Below are 25098 nucleotides of genomic sequence, written 5' to 3'. Positions count from 1 at the left end.
CGTGCCCCGGCCGAAGGTGGGGTGTCGTCGGCCGGGGCACGCGGTGTGGGGGGACGGGAAGGTCTACCGGTAGGCGGAGAGGGCCTTCGTGAAGGCCAGCGGCTGCTGGAGGATCGAGGAGCAGGTGGCGTCGGCGCGGTTCACCGCGCCGTCCGGGCACTGCTTGTCGCGGGTCGAGGACCACATCGAGAGCCGGCCGAGCCCCTTCGACCTCGCGAAGTCGACCAGCTGGGCGGCGTCGTCGACCCTGAAGACCTCGGTCGTGACGTCGTTCACGCCGATCATGGGGGTCACGGCGACGGCCTTCCAGGCGGCCGCGTCGGAGAGCCCGAGGACGCCCTTGAGCTGGGCCTGGGTCGCGGTCGCGGCCTGGATCGCGTACGTGCCCATGTCGGCGCCGTAGGCGGGGCCGTAGTCCATCGCCATGATGTTGACCGCGTCGATCCGGACGCCGTTCCTCTTCGCGTCGGCGAGCAGGCTCACCCCGGGCTGGGTCAGGCCCTCGGGCATCACCGGCAGGGTGAAGGAGACGTTCAGGCCGGGGTGCGACCTCTGGAGCTGGGCGATGGCCTGGGAGCGGCGGGTGTTGGCGGCCGTGTCGGGCAGGGCGGCGCCCTCGACGTCGAAGTCGACCTTGGTGAGCCGGTACTGGTCGACGACCTTGCCGTACGCCTTCGCCAGGTCGGCGGCGCTCGCGCAGTTCAGCGCCAGCTCGTGGCCGGCGGCGCCGCCGAAGGAGACCCGCACGTCACCGCCCTTGGCGCGCAGGGCGCCGATCTGGGCCGCCACCCGGTCGTTCGCGAGGTCGGTGACGCCGCCCCAGAGGGGGGCGCAGGAGCCGCCGGAGGTGATGAAGGCGAGGTTGAACTCCTTCACCCCGGTGGCGTCGGCGGTGGCGAGCAGGTCGTACGCGGGGTGGAGCGAGGTGTCGACGTAGGGGGCGAACCTCGCGCCGGCGGCGGGGGCGGGGGCCGGGGTCGGGGTCGGCTTCGGGGGTGCCGTGGCGGTCGCCGTGGCCGTGGGGGTCGGCTTCGGGGACGCGGTGGCGGTCGGCTTCGGGGGCGCGGTCGCGGTGGCGGTCGGCTTCGCGGTCGCGGTCGGCTTCGGGGGCGCGGTGGGCGGGTCGGTGGGCCGGCCGCTGGGGGTGGGGGCGGGACCGCCGGCCGAGCAGGCGGCCTCGTTGATCCGGCAGCCCGCCGGGTCCCCGGCCCGTCCGGCCGCCGAGGTCACGAAACCGACGGTGACGGACCGGCCGGGGGCGAGCTGCCGGTTCCAGCTCGCGGGCCGCACGGTGACGTGGCGGCCCGAGACGGTGTGGTCGCCGTTCCACAGGGAGCCGAGGGTGGTCCCGGCAGGGAGGTCGAACTCCAGCGTCCAGTCGGACTGGGTGGTGGAGGTCTCGTTGGTGATCACGTACTGGCCGGTGTAGCCGCCGGTCCAGGAGCTGGTCCGGGTGTAGGCGGCTCCCACGGCGGCGGCCTGGGCGGTACCGGTGAGGGCGAAGACCGTGCCGCCGGTGATCGCGGCGGCGACCACCGCGCCGACGGCCTTCGCGCGGCCGCTGGTCCTGCGCCGGTGCCCGTTGCTGCCCATGCGTGCTGCCTCCGTGGAGCGGGGGTGGGGTGCGGCAGCACGCTAGCGCCCGGGAACCGGACGAATGCCGCACTCCTGACGCCGGTCGGGATCCTTAGGGTCCGCTTAAGGAAGCCATCGGAACCACGAAAGGTTCAGCGCCGGCCGGTCTTGCGGCGGCGGGCCGGCCGGTGCGAGCGGTGGCCGCCGGAGCCGCCGGGGCGGTGGCCGCCGAGCCCGATCCAGATGCGCACCTCGGTGCCGCCGAGCACCGAGTGCCCGATCCGGACGTCGCCGCCGGTGGTCTCGGCCATGCGGCGCACGATGTCGAGGCCGAGGCCCGTGGAACCCGCCCGGGTGCCGCTGTTGCCCCGGGCGAGCGCGGCGTCCGGGTCGGCGATGCCGGGCCCGGCGTCGGAGACGAGGACGATGACCGCGTCGTCGCCGTTGTGGACGTCGACGGAGAAGGCGGTGCCCTCCGGGGTGTGCCGGAAGACGTTGCCGAGGAGGGCGTCGAGGGCGGCGATCAGTTCGGGGCGCGCCACCGGGATCCGTACCGGCCGCTCGACGCCGGCGAGGCGGACCAGCCGCCCCTCGTCCTCGGCCAGCGCGGACCAGAACTCCATGCGCTCCCGGACCACTTCGGCGGCGTCGCAGCCGGCGCCGGGGCCGGTCGGCGCGGTGGTCTGCGGCTTGGCCTCGCGGGCGGTGCGGATGATGGTGTCCACCTCGCGCTCCAGCTGCTCGACGGCGGCCCGGGTCTGGTCGGCGGCGGGGCCCGAGCCGAGCGAGGCCGCGTTGAGGCGGAGCACGGTGAGCGGGGTGCGGAGCCGGTGGGAGAGGTCGGCGGCGAGTTCGCGCTCGTTGGCGAGGAGCTGGACGACCTGGTCGGCCATGGAGTTGAAGGCGACGGCGGCCGACTTGAGTTCGGGCGGACCCTCCTCGGCGACGCGCACGCCGAGCCGGCCCTCGCCGAGCTCGTGGGCGGCGCCGGCGAGCCGCTGGGCGGGGCGGACCATGCGGACGCCGAGCCGGTCGGCGACGGCGAGCGAGCCGACGATCAGGGCGACGCCGACGCCGGCGAGGACCAGCCAGGCGGTGGCGACGCCGTTGGTCACCTCGCCCTCGGGGACGAAGAGTTCGACGACCACGACCTGGGCGGCGCTGAGCGCGGTCGGCTGGAGCAGGACGTAGCCGCCGGGGACCTCGGCGATGGAGGCGCGGCCCAGGGCTCGGGTGGCCTCCAGGTCCTCGACCTCGGCCCGGCGGGTGCCGATCTCCAGGGCCTGGTCGCCCGGGGCGACGGGCGGGACGTGGATCGCGAGCCGGCCGGCGGAGCCGTCCTCGGTGGTGGCGACGGCCTTCTCCAGCTCCACCCGGTCGGTGGTGATGGCGAGGACCGGGGCGAGCCCGGCGCCGCGCCGCTCGGCGTTGGAGAACGCCCGGTCGCGGGCCATCTCCTTGACGACGAGGCCGAGCGGGACGGCGAAGGCGATCACGACCATGGCCGTGACGGCCAGCGACACCTTGACGAGGGCCCATCTCACGGCCGGCGCTCCCGTCTCACGGCTGGTGCTCCCGCGGCGGCTCCAGCTTCACGCCGACGCCGCGCAGGGTGTGCAGGTAGCGCGGCCGGGCCGCCGTCTCGCCGAGCTTGCGGCGCAGCCAGGACAGGTGGACGTCGATGGTCTGGTCGTCCCCGTAGGCCTGCTGCCACACCTCGGCCAGCAGCTCCTTGCGGGGGACGACCACGCCGGGCCGGCCGGCGAGGAAGGCGAGCAGGTCGAACTCGCGCCGGGTCAGGTCGAGCGGGACGCCGTCGAGTTCGGCCTGGCGGCGCAGCGGGTCGATGGCGAGTCCGCCGACCCGCAGCTCGGTCGTCGGCGCGGGGTCCCCGGACACCGCGCGGGCGCGGCGGAGCACGGCGGCCATCCGGGCGGTGAGGTGTTCGACGGAGAAGGGCTTGACGAGGTAGTCGTCGGCGCCGGCGTGCAGCAGCCGGACGATCTCCGCCTCGTCGTCCCGGGCGGTCGCGATGATCACCGGCACGTCGGTGATCCCGCGCAGCATCTTCAGCGCCTCGGACCCGTCCAGATCGGGCAGACCGAGGTCCAGGACGACCACGTCGAAGCGGAAATGGGCGACCTCGCGCAGCGCCTCCAGTGCCGTGCCGACGCTCCGTACCGTGTAGGAGGCTTCCGTCAGCTGCCGGATGAGGGCGGAGCGCACGAACTGGTCGTCCTCGACCACGAGCACACTTGCCATGGGCGGCACCGTACGCCATCCGTGTGACGCCCCGGGCACTCCCCACCTCCCGGTACGCGCCGGACGGGCGTGGTGCAGTATGGCCGGGATGCGAAGAGGACTCGTTCACGCCCTGGCCTGGTCGCTCGCCACCGGCGCGGCGGTCACGCTCTCCTGGTGGGGGGTGCACACGGTGCTGTCCGGCACGGTCTACGACCCGCCGCGCGCCCTGCCGCTGCCGGGCAACACCACGGCGGCCGGCCCGGCCCCGGTCGAGACCGCCCTCGGCGATCCGGTGACGGCCTCGACCCGCCGCCCGCGGACCACTCCCCCGGCCCCGCCCGCCTCGTCGTCCCCGCCGCCCTCACCGGCGGCGACCCGGACGGCGGACGGCGCGGCCGGGACCGGCAGTCCGTCGGCGCCCCGGACCGCCCCGGCGCCGACGACCGCCCCGCCGGCCGCGCCGTCCTCCTCGCGGGTGCAGAGCTTCCCGTCCGACGGCGGCCGGGTGACCTTCGACCTCGGCGAGACCTCCGCCGAGCTGGTCTCGGCGATCCCGGCCTCGGGCTGGCAGATGCAGGTGTGGAAGCAGCCGACGTGGATCCGGGTGAGCTTCACCCAGGGCGACCGGGAGGTGTCGGTCTTCTGCCTGTGGCACGACTCCGCCCCGCGCGTGCAGATCGAGGAGCGCAGGGCCTGAGCCGCGGCGGCTCAGCGGAAGACGGAGGGCGGCGGGGCCGGTGAGGCCTTCGCGTGCGCGTCGGCGACCGGCGCCGCGCCGCCGGTGAAGTCGGCGAGGGCGCGGCCGTGTTCGACCCGGCCGGGGTGCGGGTCGCCCGCGACGCGGCGGGTCAGGTCGGCGACGGGGAGCTCGCGGTCGGAGGCGACCAGGACCGCGTTGCCGAAGCGGCGGCCGCGCAGGACGGTCGGATCGGCGATCAGGGCCAGTTCGGGGAAGACGGCGGCGGCGGTGGCGATCTGGCCGCGGAGGTGGGCCAGCGGCGGGCCGTCGGCGAGGTTGGCGGCGTACGTGCCCCCGGGCCGCAGCGCGCGCCGCACCTCGGCCAGGAACTCGGTGCTGGTGAGGTGGGCGGGGGTGCGGGCGCCGCGGAAGACGTCCGCGACGACGAGGTCGGCCCAGCCGTCCGGGACCTTGGCGAGTCCGGCGCGGGCGTCGGTGGCGCGGACCCGGATCCGGGCGCCGGGGTCGAGCGGCAGCGCGCGGCGGACGAGGCGGACGAGGGGTTCGTCGATCTCGACGACCTGCTGGGTGGAGCGGGGCCGGGTCGCGGCGACGTACCGGGCGAGGGTGAAGGCGCCGCCGCCGAGGTGCACGGCCTGGAGGGGGCGGCCGGGCGGGGCGGCGAGGTCGGCGACGTGGCCGAGGCGCCGCTGGTACTCGAAGGTGAGCGCGGTGGGGTCGTCGAGGTCCACGTGGGACTGCGGGGCGCCGTCGAGGAGCAGCGTCCAGGCGCGGGGGCGGTCGCGGTCGGGTATCAGTTCGGCGAGTCCGCCGTCGACGGTCTCGGAGACGGCGCCGGCCGCCGCCCGCTCGCGCTGTTTGTTCCTGGCCATCCGCCCATTATCGGCCGGTTCGGGACCGGAGGGGGCCGGGGCCGGGGTGGAGGCGGGGCGGAAGGGTCAGTGACAGCCGTCGGCCGCCTCGATGAGGCGGGCCGCCTCGCCGAGCGCGCGGCGCAGCACGGCGGGGTCGGTGACGGGGTCGGTGTCGCCGGGCGGGAGCAGCCAGCCGGCGGGGCGGGGGGCGGCGCCCGCGGGGCCGGGCAGTTCCGGGAGTTCGGGGAGGCGCAGGCCGCGGCCCGAGGTGCGGGTGCAGGCGCTGCCGGGGAGGTCCCAGGCGGCGGCGGTGCCGGGCGGGACGAGGAAGCCCAGGGTGTCGCAGGCGCCGTCGTGGAGCACGGGCCCGACGGCGGGGGCGCCGCGGCGGCGGAGGATGTCGACGGCCTCCAGGCCCTGCCGGGCGGGCACGGTCACCAGGTCGCAGGGCTCGTCGCCGCCGGCCGCCGGGGCGGGGGCGGTGTGGGTGGTCGTCACGGGCGTCGCGGTCGTCACGGGCGTCTCGAAAGGCGTGGCGTTCTCGGACATGGACCCCTCCTCGCTTCCCAGAGGAGACACGTTCCGTCTCTCCCATACGGTTCAACGCCCGTGCGCGTCAACGGCTACGGCGGCACGCCGCCGCAAAGGATGGCAGTTCATGGCAGATCGCAGGCGAGATATCCGATTTGTATCCAAACTCTGCGTAGGCATCCCGTCACAACAGGTACGTTCATGCCGCCGGAACACCCGGCAGCACCAGGAGAGGGCTCGGCCATGGCCATGTCACGGGCAGTTCCCAATCTCGCCTTCCGACGGCTCCGCGGACAGCACTCCCCGGCGGAGTTCGCCGCCCTGGTCCGCCGGGCGGCACGGGAGATCGGCGAACAGGTCGCGTGCGACGCCCGCTACATCGGGCGCGTGGAGGCGGGCGAGATCCGCTGCCCCAACTACGCGTACGAGCGGGTCTTCCTGCACATGTTCCCCGGGCTGAACCTTGCCGACCTGGGTTTCTCTGCGCGGGAGGCGGTGCGCGGCCGACGGCAGGCCGCCCCGGCCGGGGCCTCGGGGCCCCCCGCCCTCCCGACCCGGAACGATGAGGAGAGCGACGTGCTGCGTCGCGCATTCATGACGAGCGGCACCGCCACCCTGGCGGCCGTCTCCTGGGGACTCGGCGGCACCGCCGCGGCGATCCCCAGCCCCCGCGGCACCCACCGCATCGGCGAGGCCGAGGTCCTCGCCGTCGAGGACGCCGTGCGGCGCATCCGCCTGCTCGACGACCGGCACGGCGCCGACGGGCTCTACAAGGTCGCCGCCCAGCCGCTCCGCACCGCCTACGCCCTGCTCGACCGGGGCACCGCGGCCCGCCGCTCCACCGAGGACCGGCTGCTCGCCGGCGCCGGGGAGCTGTCGCTCTCCGTAGGCTGGCTCGCCCACGACTCGGGCCGCCACGAGGACGCCCGCTCCCACTACGCCGAGGCCCTCGCCACCGCCCGGGTCTCCGGGAACGCGGCCCTGGAGGCACACGCCTTCTGCAACACGTCCTTCCTCGCCCGCGACACCGGCCGCTACCGCGAGGCCGTCCGCGCCGCCCAGGCCGGACTGCGGGCCGCCGGCCCGCTCGACTCCCCCCGGCTGCTCGCCCTGCTCTCCCTGCGCGAGGCCGCCGCCTGGGCCGGACTCGGCGACCGCTCCTCGGCGGAGGAGTGCCTCGGCCGCGCCCACGACCACTTCGGCCACGGCCACGCCGACCAGGACCCCGAGTGGATGTCCTTCTTCGGCGAACCCGAGCTGGAGGCCCTGGAGTCCCACTGCTGGGCCGCGCTCGGCGACTGGACCCGCGCCGCCCGCCACTCCCACCGGGCCACCGTCCTCCAGCACCCCCGCTTCGCCCGCAACCTCGCCCTCTACCGCGCCCAGCTCGCCGGCAACCTCGCCCGCGCCGGCCGCCGCGACGAGGCCGAGGCGGAGGCGCGGCGGGTGGCCGACTCCCTGGACGGGATCGCGTCGGCGCGGATCCGGGGCCTGCTGGCCGAGACCCGCCTCATCCTCACGGGGGTGTGAGGGGGCGGGGGATCCCGGATCCCCCGCCCGGCGGGACCGGACGGGGGATCCGCCGCCCGCACCCGGGATCAGGCCTCCAGGTGCCCCGTGTCGTTCCAGCGGGCGATCGCCGGCGCGCCGTACGCCCAGCCGAGGACCGAGAGGCTCGTCGGGTCCAGGCGGATGCGGCCGGCGAAGGAGACGTCCTCGCCGAGCCAGCGGGCGCCGATGGACCGGAGGATGTGCCCGTGGGCGAAGACCAGCACGTCCCGGTCGGCCGAACGGGCCCACTCGACGACCTCGTCGGCGCGGGCCGACAGCTCGGCCAGCGACTCGCCCTCCGGAACGGCGTCGCGCCAGATCAGCCAGCCCGGGCGGATCTCCTGGATCTGGGCCGGGGTCAGCCCCTCGTAGGCGCCGTAGTCCCACTCCATCAGCGCGTCCCAGGGCTCCGCGCGGTCGCCGAAGCCGGCCAGGCCGCAGGTCTCGCTCGCCCGGACGAGCGGGCTGGTGCGCACCTCCACGCCGGGCAGGCCCCGCCAGGGGCCGCGGTGCAGACGCTCGCCGAGCAGCTCGGCGCCGCGCCGGCCCTCGTCGAGGAGCGGGATGTCGGTCCTGCCGGTGTGGCGTCCGAGGAGCGACCACTCGGTCTGGCCGTGTCGGGCGAGCAGGATGCGCGGTGCCATGGACGGTGCTCTCCAGAGATTGCGCGGATACGGGGGAACGCGTGCCCTTCCTTCGGGTGCCCTTCCGGAGGGTCCCCCCATCATCGCGCAGGTGGCCCGGGCGCGAACTCCCGGTGTCCCCGCGGCCGAACGCGCCCGCGTTGTCGGTGGCGGATGCGAGACTTCCGCGGGTGAGCGCATCCCTGGACGCCGGCGGGTCACGGCCGCCGCAGACGACGGACCCCGTGCCGACCCCGGCGAGCCGCCGCAGGACGCGGGAGAGACTCGCCGAGCTGCGCGGCCCGGCCGTCCCGCCGCGCCCGCTGGACGCCCGGGCGCTGGCCGCGCTGGCCGCGAACCCGGGGTGCAGGCGGCGCGCGCTGCTCGACGGCGCCGGGGTGGACAAGGGGGCGCTCGCGGCCCGGCTGGGGTCGCCGGCCCCCTTCGGCCAGTCCCAGTTCGCGATCGTGCGGGGCAACAGCTTCGAGGCGAAGGTGAAGGCGGACGGCGGACGGGAACTGCTGCGGCTCTTCGGCGTGGAGGACCCCGGGGCCGTCTCCGTGCCCGACCTGTCGGCGTCCGGGCCCGAGGGGCGGACCGCGCGCACCGCGCTCGCGCTGCGCGAGGCGACCGCGGCCGGCGGGTGGACGCTGCTGGACCACCCGCTGCTGACCCTGGAGGTGGCGGGATCGCCCGTGCACCTGGAGCCGGACGCCGTCGTGGTCGACCCGGCCGGGCGGTGGACGGTCGTGGAGATCAAGTCGTTCCCCATGGTCGACGGGGCGGCGGACGCGGCGAAGGTGGGCGCGGCCGCCCGGCAGGCGGCGGTGTACGTGCTGGCGCTGGAGCGGGTGGCGGCCCTCACCGACGGCGCCGAGGTCGGCCACGCGGTGCTGCTGGTCTGCCCCAAGGACTTCTCGAACCTGCCGACGGCCTCCGTGGTGGACGTGCGCAAGCAGCGCGCGGTGACCCGGCGGCAGCTGGAGCGGCTGACCCGGATCGAGGAGATCGCCGAGGCGCTGCCGGAGGGCCTGAGCTTCGACGTGCGGGAGTGCTCGGCGGAGCGGCTGGAGGCGGCCGTGGAGGCCGTCCCGCACGCCTACGCGCCGGAGTGCCTGGCCGCCTGCGAGATGGGCTTCCACTGCCGGTCGCGGGCCCGCGAGGCGGACGCGGTGCAGACCCTGGGCCGCGCGGTGCGGGGCGAGCTGGGCGGGCTGACCACGGTCGGCGCGGTGCTCGGCGCCGCCCGCGGCGAGCACGGCGACCCGGAGGACCCGGCGGTGGCGGCGCTGCGCAGGGCCCGGGCCCTGCGGCAGGAGGCGCTGGACGAGGCGGGGGCCGCCGCATGTCGCTGATCGCGCACCTGGCCCGGATGGAGGCCGTGGAGGCGGGCCGGGCCCAGCCCCTGGCCACCGTCCGGCACCGGCACCTCTCGGCGCGGCCCCTCGTCCTCGTGCCGCTGACCACCGCCGGCGAGGCGGGCGCCCCGCTCGGCGCGCTGGTCGGCACCGACCCGGAGGAGCCGCGGCTCCTCGTGGTCCCGCAGCCCCGGGACCGGGAGCTGCGCTTCGCCTTCCTCGCCGAGCTGGCCGAGGAGGTGCTGCCGTACGTCGACGGGCACACCGAGGCCGTCGAACTGGTCGAGAAGAACCGGACCGATCCGGAGACCGGGACGAAGTCCCGGGTCGAGGTCGAGCTGTGCGCCGACGCGCCGCAGCTGATCGTGCCGAGCCGCGCCGGGATCGAGTACGTCCGGCTCCTCGGGCGGTCCACGCGGTTCCGGCGCACCGCCGAACAGGACCCGGACACGCCGTACCCGGCGCCGCCGCGCGTGCCGCTGCTCGGCCGCTGGCTGACCCACTACGGCGAGCGGGCCCGGGTCCCCGGCTCCTCGCTGCTGCTCGCGGCGACCGACCTGCTCAACCGGCACTGGGCCACCGGCCAGTCCTCCCTGGAGGACCAGCACCTCGGGGCCCTGCTCGCCTGGATCGACCCCGCCGGGGACGAGCCGGGCGCGGTGGGGGCGCACCGGGCCGAGCTGGGGCGGGACGAGCGGGGACAGCTGCTGTGCCCGCCGGCCGGGCCCGCCACCGACCCGGCCTTCGACAACCAGCTCCTCGCGCCCGCGATCGAGGCCTACGACCGGGCCCGGCAGGCGGTCGGCGCCGCCGAGGACGGCGAGGCGGCCGAGGCGGCCCTGGCCGGCCTGCACCGCGCCGAGCGGGAGGTGCGCCGGCTCGTGGCCTCGCAGCTGAAGCCCGCCTGGGACGCCGTCTGGCGGGCGCTCGGCCTGCTGCGGGAGCTGCCCGAGGGGGCGCGGGTCGCCGACCGGTGGACCCGGGACCGCTGGTCGTTCACCGCGCACCGGGACCGGATCGCCGCCGGGGAGCCGCCGCAGCCGCGCCGGGACGACGCGGTGACCGCCGCGGCCAAGCTCGCCGCGCGCGAGCAGGCGCAGGGGCAGCTGGACGCCCAGGAGGCGCTGGACGACCCGCTGGTGCTGGCCGGGCGCCGGCTGTCCGGCGAGGCGTTCACCGGCGAGGTCGCCGAGGTGCTGATGGCGTGGACGGAGTCGAGGCGGCCGGCGCCGCGCCCGCTGCTCACGGTCCGCACCGAGGACCGCCCGCACCTGGACGCGGGCGTGCGGGTGTACCGCTCGCTGGGCGGCAAGCCGCAGGCGGCGGAGTTCGTGGCCCGCGAGGAGGACGGCTCCCTGGTGCTGCGGCTGCTGGACAGGATGGGCCGGGCGAAGGAGCCGGCGGAGGGCACGGTGCCGGAGAAGGGCGAGCGGATCGCCTGGACGCTCTTCGAGCACGACACGCGGGTGGGGCCGAAGCTGCCCGACCCGGAGGACACGCCGTGGACCCACGGCGGCCCGCCGCGCTCCGCCGAAGGCGAACTCCCCGACGCCGTGACCCCCGAGGACCTGCTGTGACCGTGTACGACCCGACCGTTCCCGACCCCGCCGCGGCCGCCGCGAAGGCGACGGCGGCGATCCTGGAGAGCACCCTGCACGGCACCGCCCGGGGGGTCGTCGTCGACTCCCCGCCCGGGGCGGGCAAGTCGACGCTCGTGGTGCGGGCCGCGCTCGAACTGGCCGCCGCCGGACGGCCCCTGATGGTGGTGGCGCAGACCAACGCGCAGGTCGACGACCTCGTGCTGCGGCTCGCCGAGAAGCAGCCCGACCTGGAGGTGGGGCGGCTGCACTCCAGCGACGGCGACCCCTACGACAAGGCGCTCGACGCGCTGGAGCACGTACGGAAGTCCGCGAAGGCCGGGGACCTCTCGGGGCTGCCGGTGGTCGTCTCGACGGCCGCGAAGTGGGCGCACGTGAAGAACGTGGAGCCGTGGGCGCACGCCATCGTGGACGAGGCCTACCAGATGCGCTCGGACGCGCTCCTGGCCGTGGCGGGGCTCTTCGAGCGGGCGCTGTTCGTGGGCGACCCGGGGCAGCTGGACCCGTTCTCGGTGGTCGGCGCCGACCAGTGGGCGGGGCTCTCGTACGACCCCTCCGCCTCGGCCGTCTCGACGCTCCTGGCGCACAACCCGGAGCTGCCGCAGCACCGGCTGCCGGTCTCCTGGCGGCTGCCCGCGTCGGCGGCGCCGCTGGTGTCGGACGCCTTCTACCCGTACACGCCCTTCCGGGCCGGCACCGGTCCCGGCGACCGGCGGCTCGCCTTCGGGGCGCCCTCCGACGGCTCCGCCGCCGACCGGGTCCTGGACGAGGCCGCCGAGTCCGGCTGGGGCCTGCTCGAACTGCCCGCCCGGCACACCCCGCGCACCGACCCGGAGGCCGTCCACGCGGTCGCCCTGGTGGTCCGCCGGCTCCTGGACCGGGGCGGCGCGGCGATCAGCGAGCGCTCCGACGCGCCGGTGCCGCTGACCGCCGACCGGATCGCGGTGGGCACCGCCCACCGGGACCAGGCGGCGGCCGTCCGCGAGGCCCTCGCGGGGCTCGGCGTGTCGGGGGTGACGGTCGACACGGCCAACCGGCTCCAGGGGCGCGAGTACGACGTCACGGTCGTCCTCCACCCGCTCTCCGGCCGCCCCGACGCCACCGCCTTCCACCTGGAGACCGGCCGCCTCTGCGTCCTCGCCTCCCGCCACCGCCACGCGTGCGTGGTCGTCTGCCGGGCCGGCGTCGCCGACCTCCTGGACGAGCACCCGTCGACGGAGCCGGTCCGGCTCGGCGTCACGGTGAAGTTCCCGGACGGCTGGGAGGCCAACCACGCGGTCCTGTCCCACCTGGCGGAGCACCGCGTGCCCTGGACCCCGTGAGCGGCGTCCCGGTCCGGCCGCGGCCGGACCGGGACGCCGCCGGGTCAGGACGCGGCGGCGTGGGCGAGGAGTTCGTCGACCGACCACTGGTCGTCGATGTGCTCGCCGTACTTCGCGGCGGCGACGCGGCCGTCCGGGGCGATGAGGAAGTCCGCGGGCAGGCCGATGCGGCCGCCCGGCTGGGAGGCGGCCGGCAGCCGCCCCCGGCCCCGGAGGAGTTCCGCGGTGGCTCCGCACACGCCCTTGACGATCCCCGGCCAGCCCCTCGGGTCCAGCAGGGCCCGGCGGTGGGCCTCGACGCCGAACGCCCGGTAGAGCTCCTTGCCGGGGTCGGCGACGACGGCGAACGGCAGGTGGGCCGCGTGGGCGCGCAGTTCCTCGACGGGCGAGTGGAAGAGCACCACCTCGCGGATCCCGGCCCGCTCGATCTCCTCGTGGCGCCGGGCGACCGAGCGGAGGTGCAGGTGGCAGACGGGACAGCCGGCGAAGCGCCGGAACTGCGCGTGGACGGCGCGCTCCGGGTCCGGCACGACCAGCGGCGGTCCGACGACCGGGGCGAGCGTGCGGACCGGCACGGGGTCGCCCGGCCGGAGCCGGGTCGCGGCGGAGCTCGGGGAGCCGGGGGACGAGGGCGTGCGCATGGGTCACCTTCCGGAGGCGGCTCGTAGGTGTACGGCGTACCCCTACGAGCGTAGGCGTAGGACGTACGCTGTCAACCGTCATGCCACGACCCCGCTCCCTCACCCCCGACCGGCTCGCCGCCGCCGCGCTCGCCGTCGTCGACCGCGACGGACTCGCGGCCCTCTCCATGCGCACCACCGCCAAGGAGCTCGGCATGAGCCCGATGGGGCTCTACCGCTACGTGGCCGACCGCGACGAGCTGGAGCGCCTGGTGGTCGACCGGATCCTCGGCGACGTGGACACCACCCCGCCGCCCGGCGACGCGCCCTGGCGCGAACGGGTCGAGGCCATGGCGTGCCGGCTGCGCGACGCCGTCGCCCGGCACCCCGAGGCCGTCCCCCTCGCCCTCGCCCACCGCCACCGCGCCGCCGGCGGGCTGCGCTGGTCGGAGACGGTGCTCGCGATCCTCACCGGGGCCGGGCTCGACGGCCCCCGGCGCGTGGTCGCCCTGCGGGCCCTGCACGCGTACGTGAGCGGGGCGATCCAGCTGGAGCACCGGGGACCGCTCTCGGGCCCCGGCACGGAGGCGATCGCCGCGCTGCCCGGCGACCGCTTCCCGCTGCTGACGGCGACCGCCCGGGACGCCGGCGGGGTCGCCCCCGACGAGGAGTTCCTCGGCGGGCTCCGGATGCTGCTGCGCGGCCTCGGCGACTGAGCCCCGGGCGGTCTTGCGGGGCACGGGACAATGGTGGGTGGCCCGGCGTCCCGGGCCGTGTGCGCGAGGAGGAACAGAGCATGGCGGAACCCGCGGAGCGGAGCGGACGGCGACGGCTGCGACCGGCGCCCCTGATCTTCGAGCCTGCCGAGGCGACCGCCGATCCGGAGCACTTCTTCGACCTGGAGTCGATCGAGGACCCGAGGGAGCTGCTGGCGCGGGCGACCGAGCTGACGCTGGCGTTCCGGGCGGCGACGGACCGGGCGGTCGAGTTCCAGGCCGTGGCGGCGGCGCAGCTCGCCGATCCGAAGCGGTTCGACCGGCTGACCGCGGCGGACGTGGCCGAGCGGGCCGCCTGGACCGAGGACTACGCGCGGAAGATGATCGAGTTCGGGCGGGATCTGATCCGCACGAACGGCCGACGGGCCGAGGACTGAGCCATCCATCCGGAACGGGCGTTCGGCATATGCGGGGCGCACGATACTCCCCCGCGCCACCGCCTGTCCGCGTTTCCCCGAGTTTCTCCGAACTCTCGGCGTTCGCTTCGTCACACGCGGTAGACCTGTCCGCATGACGACGACCTGGCTGCGCGACGAGACCCCGTACGCCGACGAGGCACCCGGTGCGTTCGGCGCGCTCGGCACCTCGGGAGTGCTCCGCTTCCTGCGGGCGGGCGACGAGGACCGGCACCAGACCGCCCGGGTGACGGCGGACGGCGCCGCCTGGCTGGCCTCGGCGGCCGGCGGGGACCTCGGGGCGGCGCTGACCCGCTGGGAGGCGCGGCCGGAGTCCCCGGCGGTGCTGCCGTGCGGGACGGTCTTCGACGTGCTCACCGTGGACCCGGTCTTCGGCCGGCGGATGCTGGACCGGCTGTGGGAGGAGGGCCCCGGCTCGGGACCGGTGGCCGCGCACCGGGGCCGGATGCTGCTCTTCGCCGCGCCCGGCACGGCCCAGCGGCTGCCCGCGCTGCTCGACTGGGAGGAGTGGGGCGAGGCGGTGCCGCGGCCCCTCTGCCACGGCACGGGCGACGCGGTGACCGTGCCGCCGCTGGTCCCGGCGGCGCGGGGCGGCTCCGGACCGCGCTGGCTGGTCGCCCCGGACACCCGGGCCCCCTGGCTCCCGGGGCCGGAGGTGATGCTCTGGGCCTGCGTCCGGGCGGCCCGGACGGTTTCCGCGGCCGACGTGCGGGTATCGATTTTCGCTCCCGCCGCCCAGGGTGCTAATGTCTACGACGTCAGCAGGCGCCGCTAGCTCAGTTGGTTAGAGCAGCTGACTCTTAATCAGCGGGTCCGGGGTTCGAGTCCCTGGCGGCGCACCGACGGAGAAGGCCCCTCACGCGAGTGAGGGGCCTTCTCGTCGTCCCGGTCGTTCCGCGTCCGCCGCGTCCGCCGGGGCGGCCAGTCGGCCGGGGCGGCCGGTCAGTCGGCGCCGGGCGGGGTGATCTTCACCGTCCAGACGCCGGCCTCGCTGCGGTCGGAGACCTCCACGCGGACCCCCGTGCCGGGCACCGTGAGCGTCTCGCCGACCTCCATCGGGGCGTCGGCCAGCGGCGGGTAGACCGAGCGCTCCCAGCAGGCCTCGGTGTCCGGATGGGCGTCGACGACCTCCACCGGACCGTCGCCGGAGGCCGCGCCCGCCCGGACCCGGTAGACGAGGACGCCCTCGGTGCAGGTGTCGGCGTCGTTGCCGGTGGCCGCACGGGCCTCGATCGCCAGGACGCTGTCCGCGCCGGTGCGGACCACGGCGAGCCGGGTGCCGCGCGCGGGGGCGGTCAGCGGGGCGGCGGAGACGGGCTCCAGGCCGACCACGCGCGGCTCGCCGCCCCGCACGCAGGCCACCTGGGAGCGGTCGAGCCAGCCCAGCTTCCACTTGTGCCAGCCGAAGGGGTCGGGGGCGAGCCCGAACTGGCTGCCCATGACGTCCCAGTCGCCCACGTGGGTGTCCCAGTCGCCCTTGCCGTCGGCGGGACGGCGGTAGAGGTCGGGCAGGTCGAAGACGTGGCCGGTCTCGTGGGCGAGGACGTTCCGGTCCGGCGGGTGCCGCTCGAAGACCGTGACGACCCGCCGGATCTTCGCCCCGTCGGCCTCCAGCGGCCGCTCCAGGTTGACGACCTTGGTGGCGTCCGAGTCCACGCCGGGGGCGTCCGGATCGGCGACCAGGTAGACGATGTCGTACCGGGAGAAGTCGACGGAGTCGTCGACGGCGGCGACCGCGTCCCGCAGGTAGGCGGTCCGCTTCCCGGCGTCCCAGTCCCGCCGTATGTCGTAGTCCGTGGACGGGCGGGGCATCGGCGTCCAGGCGGTGCGGGGGTGCGGGCGCAGGGTGAACCGCCCGTAGGAGGCCCGCTGGAAGAACTCGGTGGTGGCCGGGAAGTGGTCGGCGGTCAGCTCCGCGGGGGTGGTCAGCGGGGCCGCGTCCGGGAAGGAAAGGAAGATCATGACCGCGTCGAGCGCCCGCTCGGGGCGGGGGTAGGAGCCGTTCCAGCTGGAGAGGCCGAGCGAATGGTGGGCGGCGGAGCGCGGCAGGGCGCAGGGGCCGGACGACGGGGCGGCCACGGCGGGCCCGGCGACCAGACCCGTGGCCGCGAGCGCGGCGAGCGCCGTGAACGAGGCGGCTCCGGCGCGCAGCCTGGAGCGCTCCACTCCCCCGGGTGGCTGCTGACCCTCCACGTGGACCTCCGGTTTCGCGAGTGCGGGACACCTCCACCACCTTGTGATGGTTCGCGGTGTTTCGCATGTTTCCGCTGCCCCGGTCGGGTGAGAGGGCGGCACGGAGTGGACGCGAAACGAACGCACCGCAGCTCACGGAAAGTCACATTCGGTCAGCCGGCGGACGCCGTGCGTCAGAGCGGGGCGCAAACGGTCGAAGGGACGGCGCGCGGTGGTCAGCCTCACACCCGCCGGGGCCCCGGCCACCCGCCCAGGAGCTGGAAGGGCCCCCCGGGCTGGCTCTATGATCGGCACACTTGTCCCAGGCCGACCATCCCGACCACATGTGAACGGCCCCCCTGCACCACGGGAGCGAGCGGTGAGCGGAACCCCCGAAGGACCGGTACACCCAGAGCCGCCCGGCGTCCCGCCGGCCCGCCCGGCACTCACGGAGAGTGAACTCCACGACTACCGGGCCGCCTTCCGCGCCTCGCAGCTCGCCATGGCCCTCGTGGACCGGGACGGCCTCGTGGTCGCCGCCAACGACTCCCTCGGCACGCTCCTCGGCACCGGCGGCGCCGACCTGCGCGAACAGGCCGCCGCCGACCTCGTCGACCTGGCCGCCGACGGCCGCACCTGGCACGCCTACCGTGAGGTGCTGCGCGGCCACCGCTCCCGCTTCCGCTGCACCCGCCGGCTCAAGCACCCGGACGGACGCAAGCTGTGGGCCGAGGTCACCGTCGCCCCGGTCCCCGACACCGGCCGGGTGCTGCTCTCCGTCGCCGACATCAGCGACCGGCGCGAGCTCCAGGCCCGGCTGCGCCACCTCCAGATGCACGATCCGGTGACCCGGCTGCCCAACCGGACGCTCTTCTTCGAACGCCTCTCGGCGGCCCTGGAGACGGCGGCGGCGGAGTGCGACGGGGCGACGGGCGGGGCGGGCGGGCCGCTCGGACCGGCCGGCGCACCGGAGCCGTACCGCGGGCACCACCCCCACCGGTCGTATCAGTCGCACGGGTATGGCAGAACAGGGCGGATCGGCCTCTGCTACCTGGACCTCGACGGGTTCAAGGCGGTCAACGACACGCTCGGGCACCGGGTCGGCGACCGGCTCCTCGCCGCCGTCGCCGGCCGGCTCACCGAGTGCGCGGACGGCGCCGGCTACACCCGCAGCGGGGGCCACCTCGTGGCCCGGCTCGGCGGCGACGAGTTCGCCGTCCTCGTCGAGGACACCACCGGGACCGAGCAACTCGCCGACCTGGCCCGCTCGGTGCTCCACGCGCTGGAGCGCCCCTTCGACCTCGGCGGGCAGCGGCTCTCGGTCTCGGCCTCGATCGGCGTCGTCGAGCGCACCGCCCTCGGCACCACCGCCACCGGGCTGATGCAGGCCGCCGACACCACGCTGTACTGGGCGAAGGCCGACGGCAAGGCCCGGTGGACGCTCTTCGACCCGGAGCGCAACGCGCACCGGATGACGCGGCAGGCGCTCTCCTCCACCCTCCGTCCGGCGGTGGAGCGCGGGGAGTTCGCCCTGGAGTACCAGCCGCTGGTCGACCTGGCGGGCGGGGCGGTGCGCGGGGTGGAGGCGCTGGTGCGCTGGAACCATCCGCAGTTCGGGACGCTGCCGCCGAATCGGTTCGTCGGGATCGCCGAGGAGGACGGCTCGATCGTCGAGCTCGGGCGGTGGGTGCTGCGGACCGCGTGCGAGCAGGCCCGGCAGTGGCAGAAGGACCACCCGCGCGAGCGGCCGCTCTTCGTCTCGGTGAACGTGGCGGTCCGGCAGGTGTGGGACTCCGACCTGGTGGCGGACGTGGCCGGGATCCTCGCCGAGACCGGGCTCGCCCCGCACCTGCTCCAGCTGGAGCTGACCGAGTCCGCCGTGATGGGCTCGGCGGGCCGGCCCCTCCAGGCCCTCCAGGCGCTCAGCGACATGGGCGTGCGGATCGCCATCGACGACTTCGGCACCGGCTACTCGAACCTGGCCTATCTGAGCCGGCTGCCGGTCTCCGTCCTCAAGCTGGACGGTTCCTTCGTGCGCGGCTTCCAGGACGAGGAGCACGCCAGCCCGGCGGACGAGCTGATCGTGGAGGCGCTGGTCCAGCTCGCCCACCGGCTGGGGCTGACCGTCACCGCCGAGTGCGTGGAGACGGCCGGGCAGGCGGCCCGGCTGCGGAGGATCGGCTGCGACACCGGCCAGGGCTGGCTGTACTCCCGGGCGGTGGCCCCGGACCGGATCGCCGCGATGCTGGAGGGCACGACGGCGCTGCGGGTCTGAGGACCGCCGGGCGGGCATGGAACTGCCCCCGGCCGGAGGGACATTCCGGGCGGGGGCAGTGGTTCATGCGGGGTGGGGCGGGTTCAGGCCTCAGCAGGCGCCGAGGTCCTGCCAGACACCCCACTCACCCGTGGTGCCGGGGGTCTCGTTCTGGGTCCACCACTTGGCCTTGTACTTGCGGCCGTTGTGGGAGACCTCGTTGCCCGCGTTGTAGACCGTGCCCGCGACGTACGCCGGGAGCGAGCCGCAGCCGGCCGGAGGCGTGGTGGGAGGCGTGGTCGGCGGGGTGGTCGGAGGCGTGGTGGGGGGCGTGGTCGGCGGGGTGGTGGTGGGCGGGACGGTGGTGCCGCCGAGCGCGGTGTTGATCTGGGTCAGCAGGGTGGCGTTGTTGTCCAGGCCGAGGAGCGAGTACATCATCGCGCCGCCGAGGCCGCGCTGCTTGCCGTAGTTCACGCGCTCCTGGATGGCCTTCTGGTTCAGGCCGGTGAAGAACTCGCCGTCCTTGTAGAAGTACGCCGACTTGGCCTGGTCGTCCCAGAAGGTGGTCGCCGCGTTGTCGACGATGCCGCCGAGCTCCTTGTAGTGCGCGATGCCGGCCTGCTGGGAGAGCGGGCGGGCGCCGGAGCCGCCGGTGGCGGTCTGCGCGAGGCCGTTGGTGGTGCCGGCGGGCACGCCCTTCCAGCCGCGGTAGTAGAACTCGTAGCCCAGGGTCAGCTTCTCGGCGGGGAAGCCGCCGGCGATGCCGTAGGCGGGCTTGCCGTCGATCCAGGAGTCGATCGCGTTGTCGATCGAGTACTTCTCGGTGCCCGGGGCGATCGGGTCGGTCGGGTCGTTCGCGCCGGAGTAGAGCGGCGACTGGTGGTACGTCGGCCCGTCGCCGTCCCAGGCGCCGTGCATGTCGTACGTCATGATGTTGGCGTAGTCCAAGTACTGGCCGATCTTGTCGGTCTCGATGTACTTGATCTTGTCCTGGCCGGCCGGCATGGCGGCGGTCAGCATGTACTTCTTGCCGCCGTTGGCCGCGCCGTACTCGTCGAGCTGCTTGCGGAACTCGGCGAGGAGCAGCGTGAAGTTCTGCTTGTCCTCGGGGCCGTAGTGGTTGCCCAGGTGGCCGCCGGAGGAGCCCGGGTACTCCCAGTCGATGTCGATGCCGTCGAAGATGCCGGCCGCCGTGCCCGCGCCGCCGAAGCCGCCCTCGACGGGCAGGTTGCCCTTGAGGTACTGGTCGATGCAGGAGGAGACGAGCTTCTTGCGGCTCGCGTCCGTCTTCGCCGCGTCGTGGAAGTACTTCGAGTAGGTCCAGCCGCCCAGCGAGATGTTGATCTTCAGGTGGGGGTACTTCGCCTTCAGCTCCTTGAACTGGTTGAAGACGCCCACGATCGGCTGGTCCCACTTGTCGGCGACGCCGTCGACGGAGTCGGCCGCGGAGAAGGACTTCTGGTAGTCGGCGTAGGAGTCGCCGGCACCGTCGCCCGCGTTCGGGTTGTTGTCGTCACCCGCGGCCTTGTTGGCCATGAAACACGTGAGGTTCGTCGGGTGGATGTTGCCGAACGAGTAGTTGATGATGTCGAGCTGGCTCGCGATGCCCCGCGTGTCGAGGTGCTTGGGGTAGAACGCGTTGCCGTACACGCTCCACTGGTCGTAGTACGCGATGCGCACGCCGCCGGCGGAGGCGGTGGTCGAGGCGTCGGCGGCCTGGGCGGAACCGAGACCCGCGGTCGCGGCGAGGGCGCCGGCGGCGAGGGCCGAGCTGAGCAGCGCGGCGATCATTGACTTACGGGGGTGCACGAGCGTCCTCCGATGGGGGGTACTGGTGGTGCCGTACAAGGAGTTGGAGAAGTGATAGCTCCCGCGTGAACGGCGCGTCAATGGTCTGAACCAGATTGAGGACTAGACCAATTCGACGGAGAAAGAGCTCGTCAGAGGCGTGCAGCACAAAAAGAAACCGCCCGCCACCATCGGTGACGAGCGGTTTAAGGTTCACTTAGGGAAGCCGGGCGGGTGGTTCGGGACGGAACCAACCGCCCGACGGAATCACGGATTCAGCCCGCCCGCGGGTCCAGGACGGGCAAGTCGTAGGCGTCCGCGATCAGCTCGTAGCTCCGCAGCCGCGCCTCCCCGCCGTGCACGTTGGCGGTCAGCATCAGCTCGTCGGCGCCGGTCCGCTTCCGCAGCTCGTCGAGGCCCGACCGGACCGCGTCCGGGGTGCCGTACACGACGTTCGCCAGCCAGCCGTCGGTGAACTCGCGCTCCGCCGGGGAGAAGCCGTACGCCTCCGCCTCCTCCGGCGTCGGGATGAGCCCGGGCCGGCCGGTGCGCAGCCGCAGCATCGACAGCGCGCCGGTGAGCACCTGGCGGCGGGCCTCCTTCTCGTCGTCGGCGGCGAGGGCGCCGACGCCGATGAGGGCGTAGGGCTCGTCCAGCACCGCGGAGGGGCGGAAGGACTGCCGGTAGAGGTCGAGCGCGGGGATCGTGTTGCGCGCCGAGAAGTGGTGGGCGAAGGCGAAGGGCAGCCCGAGCAGTCCGGCGAGGCGGGCGCTGAAGCCGGAGGAGCCGAGCAGCCAGACCGGCGGCCGGCCCTTCGGGCCCTGCACCGGGCCGGGCACGGCGTGGATCCGGGAGTAGGGGTGCCCGTCCGGGAAGTCGTCGTCGAGGAAGCGGGTCAGCTCGGACAGCTGCTCGGGGAAGTCGTCGGCGCCCTCGTTCAGGGTGTCCGTGCGGCGCAGGGCGGCGGCGGTGGCGCCGTCGGTGCCGGGCGCGCGGCCGAGGCCGAGGTCGATCCGGCCCGGGGCGAGCGCCTCCAGGGTGCCGAACTGCTCGGCGATCACCAGCGGGGCGTGGTTGGGGAGCATCACGCCGCCGGAGCCGAGGCGGATGCGGCGGGTGTGGGCGGCGAGGTGGGCGAGGATCACGGCCGGGGAGGAGGAGGCGACCCCGGGCATGGAGTGGTGTTCGGCCACCCAGTGGCGGTGGTAGCCGCGCCGCTCGGCGAGCCGGCTGAGCTCCACGCTGGTGGCGAGGGAGCGGCTCGCGGTGGAACCGCCGCCGACCGTCACCAGGTCCAGCACGGAGAGCGGCACGGGGGCGCTGCCCAGGGCCTCCCCCCGTACGGCGCGGTCCGCCGCGCCTGCGTCTTCTTCCTGGGTGCCGGTCTCGCTCACCGTCCGGTCCTTCCTCCGTGCGGGTACGTCCATCCGTGCGGCAACAGGGGTACGGGGGCTCTTATTCCGGGGCGAACGGGGCGCACCGGGTGACCGGGGTCACATTCCAGCCAACGGAAGGGCGGCGTCCGGGTCCGTTTCCGTCCGGGGGACCGCGGTTTCGGTGCGAGCCGAACGCCTGCCCGAAAACGCGGCCGCGCCCGCCTGACCTCCCCCTCTTTCCGTCCTTCATGCCTTTGGCATATGCCATAGTGGCCCGCCCCAGTACAGGGCCCCGATCCTCCGCATGATTCTCGCCAACAGCCTCTCCGCAAAGGGCCCTTGGCGGCTATCGTGGTACGGAAGCTTGCGGTCACAACCTGGTAGGGGGAAACCGTGGCGCTGAAGCCCGAGCCCACCGCGCCGTTCCACTCGGTGCAATACGCCCTGCGCGTCCTGGAGACGGTCTCGCGCCACGGCGGCGGCGTGTCGGACGTCCAGATCGCCCGCGAGGCCGGACTGCCCGTCGCCCACCTGTCGCCCCTCCTCCTCATGCTCCGGCGCGAGGGGTACGTCGAGCAGGTCTCCAACGGCGCCTACGTCATCGGGGACTCGCTGGTCCTCCTCGGCTCCGGCGCGACCCGCCGCGAGGCGCTCCAGGCCAAGCTCCAGGAGACCCTCGGCGAGCTGCGCGACTCCGTCGGGGCCGCGGTCTACATCAGCCGGTACATCGACGGCGAGGTGCGGATCACCCAGTTCGCCGACGGCCCGCTCACGCCCAAGGTCCACGAGTGGGTCGACTTCCGCTCCGCCGCCCACGCCAGCGCCGTCGGCAAGTGCCTGCTCACCCAGCTCGACCTCGACGGGCGGCGCGACCACCTCTCCCGGCACAAGATCGCCCGGCTCACCTCCCGGACGATCACCAGCGAGAAGGTGCTCTTCTCCAAGCTGGACAGCCAGCCGCCCACCGTCCCGGTCCTCGACCTCCAGGAGTACGCGGTCGGCACGGTCTGCGCCGCCGTCCCGCTGACGGCCGGCTCCTCCGTGGGCTGCCTGGCGCTCTCCCTCCCGATCGAGCACGCGCACCGGCTGCGCGCCGCCGCCGACACGCTGAACCGGCGGGCGGCGCCGGTGGTGCTGTCGCTGGCGATCTGAGCCGGGAGGACCGGGGCGCGGGAAGGGCCGGCGGGCCCGCCGGAACGGGGGAATCCGGAGCTGCGGCGGCGTGGTCACGAGCACCCCCCGGGACCGGGTAGTATTTTCTCTGTCAGCAGGCGCCGCTAGCTCAGTTGGTTAGAGCAGCTGACTCTTAATCAGCGGGTCCGGGGTTCGAGTCCCTGGCGGCGCACAGACGGGAAAGCCCCTCGCGGAAGCGGGGGGCTTTCCGCATGTCCGGGCGGGTCACGCCTGGAGGTAGGCGAGGACCGCGAGGACCCGGCGGTGGGTGTCCTCGGCCGGCGGCAGGTCCAGCTTGGCCAGGATGTTGCCGATGTGCTTGCCCACGGCCGCCTCGGTGACGACGAGCCGGCGGGCCACCTCCCCGTTGGAGTGCCCCTCCGCCACCAGCCCCAGCACCTCCCGCTCGCGCGGGGTGAGCGCCGCCAGCGGGTCCCGGCGCCGGCGCAGCAGCTGCCGCACGACCTCCGGGTCGACGACCGTGCCGCCCGCGGCCACCCGGTCCAGCGCGTCCACGAACTCCGCCACCTGCCCCACCCGGTCCTTGAGCAGATAGCCGACGCCGGTGCCGTCGCCCGAGTCGAGGAGGTCGGCCGCGTAGTCCCGCTGCACGTACTGGCTGAGGACGAGCACCGGCAGGCCGGGGCGGTCCGCGCGCAGGGCGACGGCGGCCCGCAGCCCCTCGTCCCGGAAACCGGGCGGCATCCGCACGTCGGTGACGACCACGTCCGGGTCGTGGGCGGCGACCGCCGCGCGCAGCGCCTCCGCGTCGCCGACGGCGGCCACCACCTCGTGGCCGAACCTCGCGAGCAGCCCGATCAGTCCCTCGCGGAGGAGGACGCCGTCCTCGGCGAGGACGACTCGGAGCGAACGCGGCACGGGATCTCCACTCGTAGGACCGTCGGCCCGCCCGGCGGGCTGGTGATCGTCAGTGTGCCATCGAGGACCGCGAGCCGGTCGGCGAGTCCGGTCAGTCCGGAGCCCCGGGCCGGGTCCGCGCCGCCGCGGCCGTCGTCCTCGACGGTGAGGACGAGGACGCGGCCGTCGTGGCGGGCGGCGAGACGGGCGCGGGAGGCCCCGCTGTGCCGGTCGACGTTGGCCAGCGCCTCGCGGCCGGTGAAGTGGGCGGCGCTCTCCACCGCGGCCGGCAGCCGGGGCAGGCCGTCGAGCGCGGTGTCGACGGGGACGGCCGTGCGGTCGGCGGCGTCGCCGAGGGCCGGGCCGAGGCCGTAGTCGGCCAGGACCTGCGGATGGATGCCGTGGATCAGCTCGCGCAGCTCGGCGAGGACCTGCCCGGCCTCCTCCTGGGCCTGTCCGAGCCGCTCCTCCAGCGGGCTCCCCGGCGGGGCGTCGAGCCGGGCCAGGCCCAGGGTCATGGTGAGCGCGACGAGCCGGTGCTGGGCCCCGTCGTGGAGGTCGCGCTCGATGCGGCGGCGCTCGGCCTCGAAGGCGTCGACGAGCCGGGCCCGGGAGGCGAGCACCTCGCCGAGCCCGTCCCGCTCCCGGGGCGTGAGCAGCGCCCGGGCCAGCGCGCCCCGCCCGGTCGCGTACAGGCCGAGCGGACGGCCCAGGACGACGAGGGCGAGCGCGCCGACGGCGGCGCCCGCGAGGGCGCCGGGGTACGAGGTGACCAGGACGGCCTTGAGGAGCTTGGTCTCGTGGCCGTCGGCGGCGAGCAGCAGCGGGGCGGCGAGCAGCGTGCCCGGCGCACCGACCGCGAGGGCGAGCACGAGGGCGTCGAGCGGCCACAGGACGGTGGCGAAGAGGAGCGCGTACCCGAGCTCCCGCCAGGTCGCCCGCTCCCCCGCCCGGGTCCGCACCCAGGCACCGAGCCCGGGCACGGCGGGCACCCGGTGCGGATCGGCGGCCGGCAGCCGGTCGACGAGCCGCAGCCGCAGCCGCTCGGCCCCGCCGAGCGCCACCCCGCCGGACAGCAGCAGCGGGATCCCGACGAGGAGGAGGGAGGCGAGCAGCAGGACGAGGAGGACCGCGCAGGCGAGGGCGCCCCCGAGGACCCCCGTCACCAGATAGGCGGCGCTCCGCCACGGCCACGCGCCGAAGGGGTACCGCCGGGGCCGGCGGACGGGGGCCTGCCGGACGTCACGTGCTTCCATGACCGCCCACCGTAGGCGGCGGCACCGCTCCCGGACCATGGGGCGGGAGGGTG

At 75.2% G+C, this 25098-nt stretch carries 22 protein-coding genes and 2 tRNA genes; 12 read left to right on the top strand and 12 right to left on the bottom strand.

Features of this window, described 5'->3' with window-relative positions:
- Positions 1-63: 63 nt before the first annotated feature.
- The 3 genes from IE287_RS03695 to IE287_RS03685 all read right to left on the bottom strand — a co-directional run bounded on the left by IE287_RS03695 (position 64) and on the right by IE287_RS03685 (position 3837).
- Complete coding sequence (locus tag IE287_RS03695; protein ID WP_189847417.1) at positions 64-1593, bottom strand: glycoside hydrolase family 18 protein; 1530 nt, start codon at positions 1591-1593, stop codon at positions 64-66.
- Positions 1594-1727: 134 nt separating this feature from the next.
- On the bottom strand, positions 1728-3119 hold the full coding sequence (locus IE287_RS03690; protein ID WP_189847416.1) for a sensor histidine kinase: 1392 nt from the start codon (positions 3117-3119) through the stop codon (positions 1728-1730).
- 16 nt (positions 3120-3135) lie between these two features.
- Complete coding sequence (locus IE287_RS03685; protein WP_189847415.1) at positions 3136-3837, bottom strand: response regulator transcription factor; 702 nt, start codon at positions 3835-3837, stop codon at positions 3136-3138.
- An 88-nt stretch (positions 3838-3925) separates the two neighbouring features.
- Here IE287_RS03685 and IE287_RS03680 point away from each other — a divergent pair, with 88 nt between their 5' ends.
- Positions 3926-4516 (top strand): hypothetical protein, encoded by a 591-nt coding sequence (locus tag IE287_RS03680; RefSeq protein WP_229883261.1) that lies wholly within the window; start codon positions 3926-3928, stop codon positions 4514-4516.
- Between the two features lie 11 nt (positions 4517-4527).
- Here IE287_RS03680 and IE287_RS03675 read toward each other — a convergent pair whose 3' ends face one another.
- Together IE287_RS03675 and IE287_RS03670 are read right to left on the bottom strand one after the other, a co-directional pair.
- Positions 4528-5391, bottom strand: a complete 864-nt coding sequence (locus IE287_RS03675; protein ID WP_189847413.1) for a spermidine synthase — start codon at positions 5389-5391, stop codon at positions 4528-4530.
- 66 nt (positions 5392-5457) lie between these two features.
- Positions 5458-5922, bottom strand: coding sequence for a hypothetical protein (locus IE287_RS03670; RefSeq protein ID WP_189847412.1), 465 nt, complete (start codon positions 5920-5922; stop codon positions 5458-5460).
- A 225-nt stretch (positions 5923-6147) separates the two neighbouring features.
- On the opposite strand from IE287_RS03670, the gene IE287_RS03665 reads away from it, so the two are divergent.
- Complete coding sequence (locus tag IE287_RS03665; protein WP_189847411.1) at positions 6148-7434, top strand: NsdA family TPR-like regulatory protein; 1287 nt, start codon at positions 6148-6150, stop codon at positions 7432-7434.
- 68 nt (positions 7435-7502) lie between these two features.
- Here the strand turns inward: IE287_RS03665 and IE287_RS03660 are convergent, their stop codons facing one another.
- Entirely contained in the window at positions 7503-8099 is a 597-nt protein-coding gene (locus IE287_RS03660; RefSeq protein ID WP_189847410.1) for a histidine phosphatase family protein, read from the bottom strand.
- A 170-nt stretch (positions 8100-8269) separates the two neighbouring features.
- Here IE287_RS03660 and IE287_RS03655 point away from each other — a divergent pair, with 170 nt between their 5' ends.
- Genes IE287_RS03655 through IE287_RS03645 form a run of 3 tightly spaced genes read left to right on the top strand, consistent with a single transcriptional unit; the run spans position 8270 to position 12356 of the window.
- Complete coding sequence (locus IE287_RS03655; protein ID WP_189847409.1) at positions 8270-9433, top strand: hypothetical protein; 1164 nt, start codon at positions 8270-8272, stop codon at positions 9431-9433.
- Positions 9424-11013 carry a hypothetical protein gene (locus tag IE287_RS03650; RefSeq protein ID WP_189847408.1) on the top strand — a complete coding sequence of 530 codons (1590 nt, stop codon included), beginning with the start codon at positions 9424-9426 and terminating at the stop codon, positions 11011-11013. The genes IE287_RS03655 and IE287_RS03650 overlap by 10 nt, the downstream gene beginning before the upstream one ends.
- Positions 11010-12356, top strand: a complete 1347-nt coding sequence (locus tag IE287_RS03645) for an AAA domain-containing protein (RefSeq protein ID WP_189847407.1) — start codon at positions 11010-11012, stop codon at positions 12354-12356. Before IE287_RS03650 ends, IE287_RS03645 begins: the two co-directional genes overlap by 4 nt.
- 44 nt (positions 12357-12400) lie before the next feature.
- Here IE287_RS03645 and IE287_RS03640 read toward each other — a convergent pair whose 3' ends face one another.
- Positions 12401-12997, bottom strand: coding sequence for a peroxiredoxin-like family protein (locus IE287_RS03640; RefSeq protein ID WP_189847406.1), 597 nt, complete (start codon positions 12995-12997; stop codon positions 12401-12403).
- 80 nt (positions 12998-13077) lie between these two features.
- On the opposite strand from IE287_RS03640, the gene IE287_RS03635 reads away from it, so the two are divergent.
- The 4 genes from IE287_RS03635 (at position 13078) to IE287_RS03620 (ending at position 15007) form a co-directional block, all read left to right on the top strand.
- The gene (locus tag IE287_RS03635; protein WP_189847405.1) at positions 13078-13692 is read left to right on the top strand and encodes a TetR/AcrR family transcriptional regulator C-terminal domain-containing protein; all 615 of its coding nucleotides are present in this window, start codon (positions 13078-13080) and stop codon (positions 13690-13692) included.
- Between the two features lie 80 nt (positions 13693-13772).
- Complete coding sequence (locus tag IE287_RS03630; protein ID WP_189847404.1) at positions 13773-14129, top strand: DUF8844 domain-containing protein; 357 nt, start codon at positions 13773-13775, stop codon at positions 14127-14129.
- A 133-nt stretch (positions 14130-14262) separates the two neighbouring features.
- A complete protein-coding gene (locus tag IE287_RS03625) occupies positions 14263-14943 on the top strand; it encodes a hypothetical protein (protein WP_229883260.1) in 681 nt (226 codons plus the stop codon).
- Positions 14934-15007: transfer RNA gene (locus IE287_RS03620), tRNA-Lys, on the top strand. Before IE287_RS03625 ends, IE287_RS03620 begins: the two co-directional genes overlap by 10 nt.
- Positions 15008-15110: 103 nt before the next feature.
- Here the strand turns inward: IE287_RS03620 and IE287_RS03615 are convergent.
- A complete protein-coding gene (locus tag IE287_RS03615) occupies positions 15111-16361 on the bottom strand; it encodes a M6 family metalloprotease domain-containing protein (RefSeq protein ID WP_189847403.1) in 1251 nt (416 codons plus the stop codon).
- A gap of 358 nt (positions 16362-16719) precedes the next feature.
- Here IE287_RS03615 and IE287_RS03610 point away from each other — a divergent pair, with 358 nt between their 5' ends.
- Positions 16720-18615, top strand: a complete 1896-nt coding sequence (locus tag IE287_RS03610; RefSeq protein ID WP_268254961.1) for a putative bifunctional diguanylate cyclase/phosphodiesterase — start codon at positions 16720-16722, stop codon at positions 18613-18615.
- A gap of 90 nt (positions 18616-18705) precedes the next feature.
- Here the strand turns inward: IE287_RS03610 and IE287_RS03605 are convergent, their stop codons facing one another.
- Both IE287_RS03605 and IE287_RS03600 read right to left on the bottom strand, forming a co-directional pair.
- Positions 18706-20403: a glycosyl hydrolase family 18 protein gene (locus IE287_RS03605; RefSeq protein ID WP_229883259.1), complete on the bottom strand. Its 1698-nt coding sequence runs from the start codon at positions 20401-20403 to the stop codon at positions 18706-18708.
- Between the two features lie 254 nt (positions 20404-20657).
- Entirely contained in the window at positions 20658-21809 is a 1152-nt protein-coding gene (locus IE287_RS03600) for an LLM class flavin-dependent oxidoreductase (protein ID WP_373307798.1), read from the bottom strand.
- 342 nt (positions 21810-22151) lie between these two features.
- Between IE287_RS03600 and IE287_RS03595 the strand changes: the two genes are divergently transcribed.
- Positions 22152-22910: an IclR family transcriptional regulator gene (locus IE287_RS03595; RefSeq protein WP_189847400.1), complete on the top strand. Its 759-nt coding sequence runs from the start codon at positions 22152-22154 to the stop codon at positions 22908-22910.
- Positions 22911-23029: 119 nt separating this feature from the next.
- A tRNA-Lys gene (locus IE287_RS03590) sits at positions 23030-23103 on the top strand.
- A 53-nt stretch (positions 23104-23156) separates the two neighbouring features.
- Here IE287_RS03590 and IE287_RS03585 read toward each other — a convergent pair.
- On the bottom strand, positions 23157-23810 hold the full coding sequence (locus tag IE287_RS03585) for a response regulator (RefSeq protein WP_189847399.1): 654 nt from the start codon (positions 23808-23810) through the stop codon (positions 23157-23159).
- Positions 23750-25045 carry a sensor histidine kinase gene (locus IE287_RS03580; protein WP_189847398.1) on the bottom strand — a complete coding sequence of 432 codons (1296 nt, stop codon included), beginning with the start codon at positions 25043-25045 and terminating at the stop codon, positions 23750-23752. The genes IE287_RS03585 and IE287_RS03580 overlap by 61 nt, the downstream gene beginning before the upstream one ends.
- Between the last annotated feature and the right edge of the window lie 53 nt (positions 25046-25098).

It is taken from the genome of Streptomyces omiyaensis (genome assembly GCF_014650895.1).
Classification (GTDB): domain Bacteria; phylum Actinomycetota; class Actinomycetes; order Streptomycetales; family Streptomycetaceae; genus Streptomyces; species Streptomyces omiyaensis.
The sequence above is the reverse complement of the archived record's forward strand: the minus strand, read 5'-3'. Positions and strand labels throughout refer to the sequence as shown.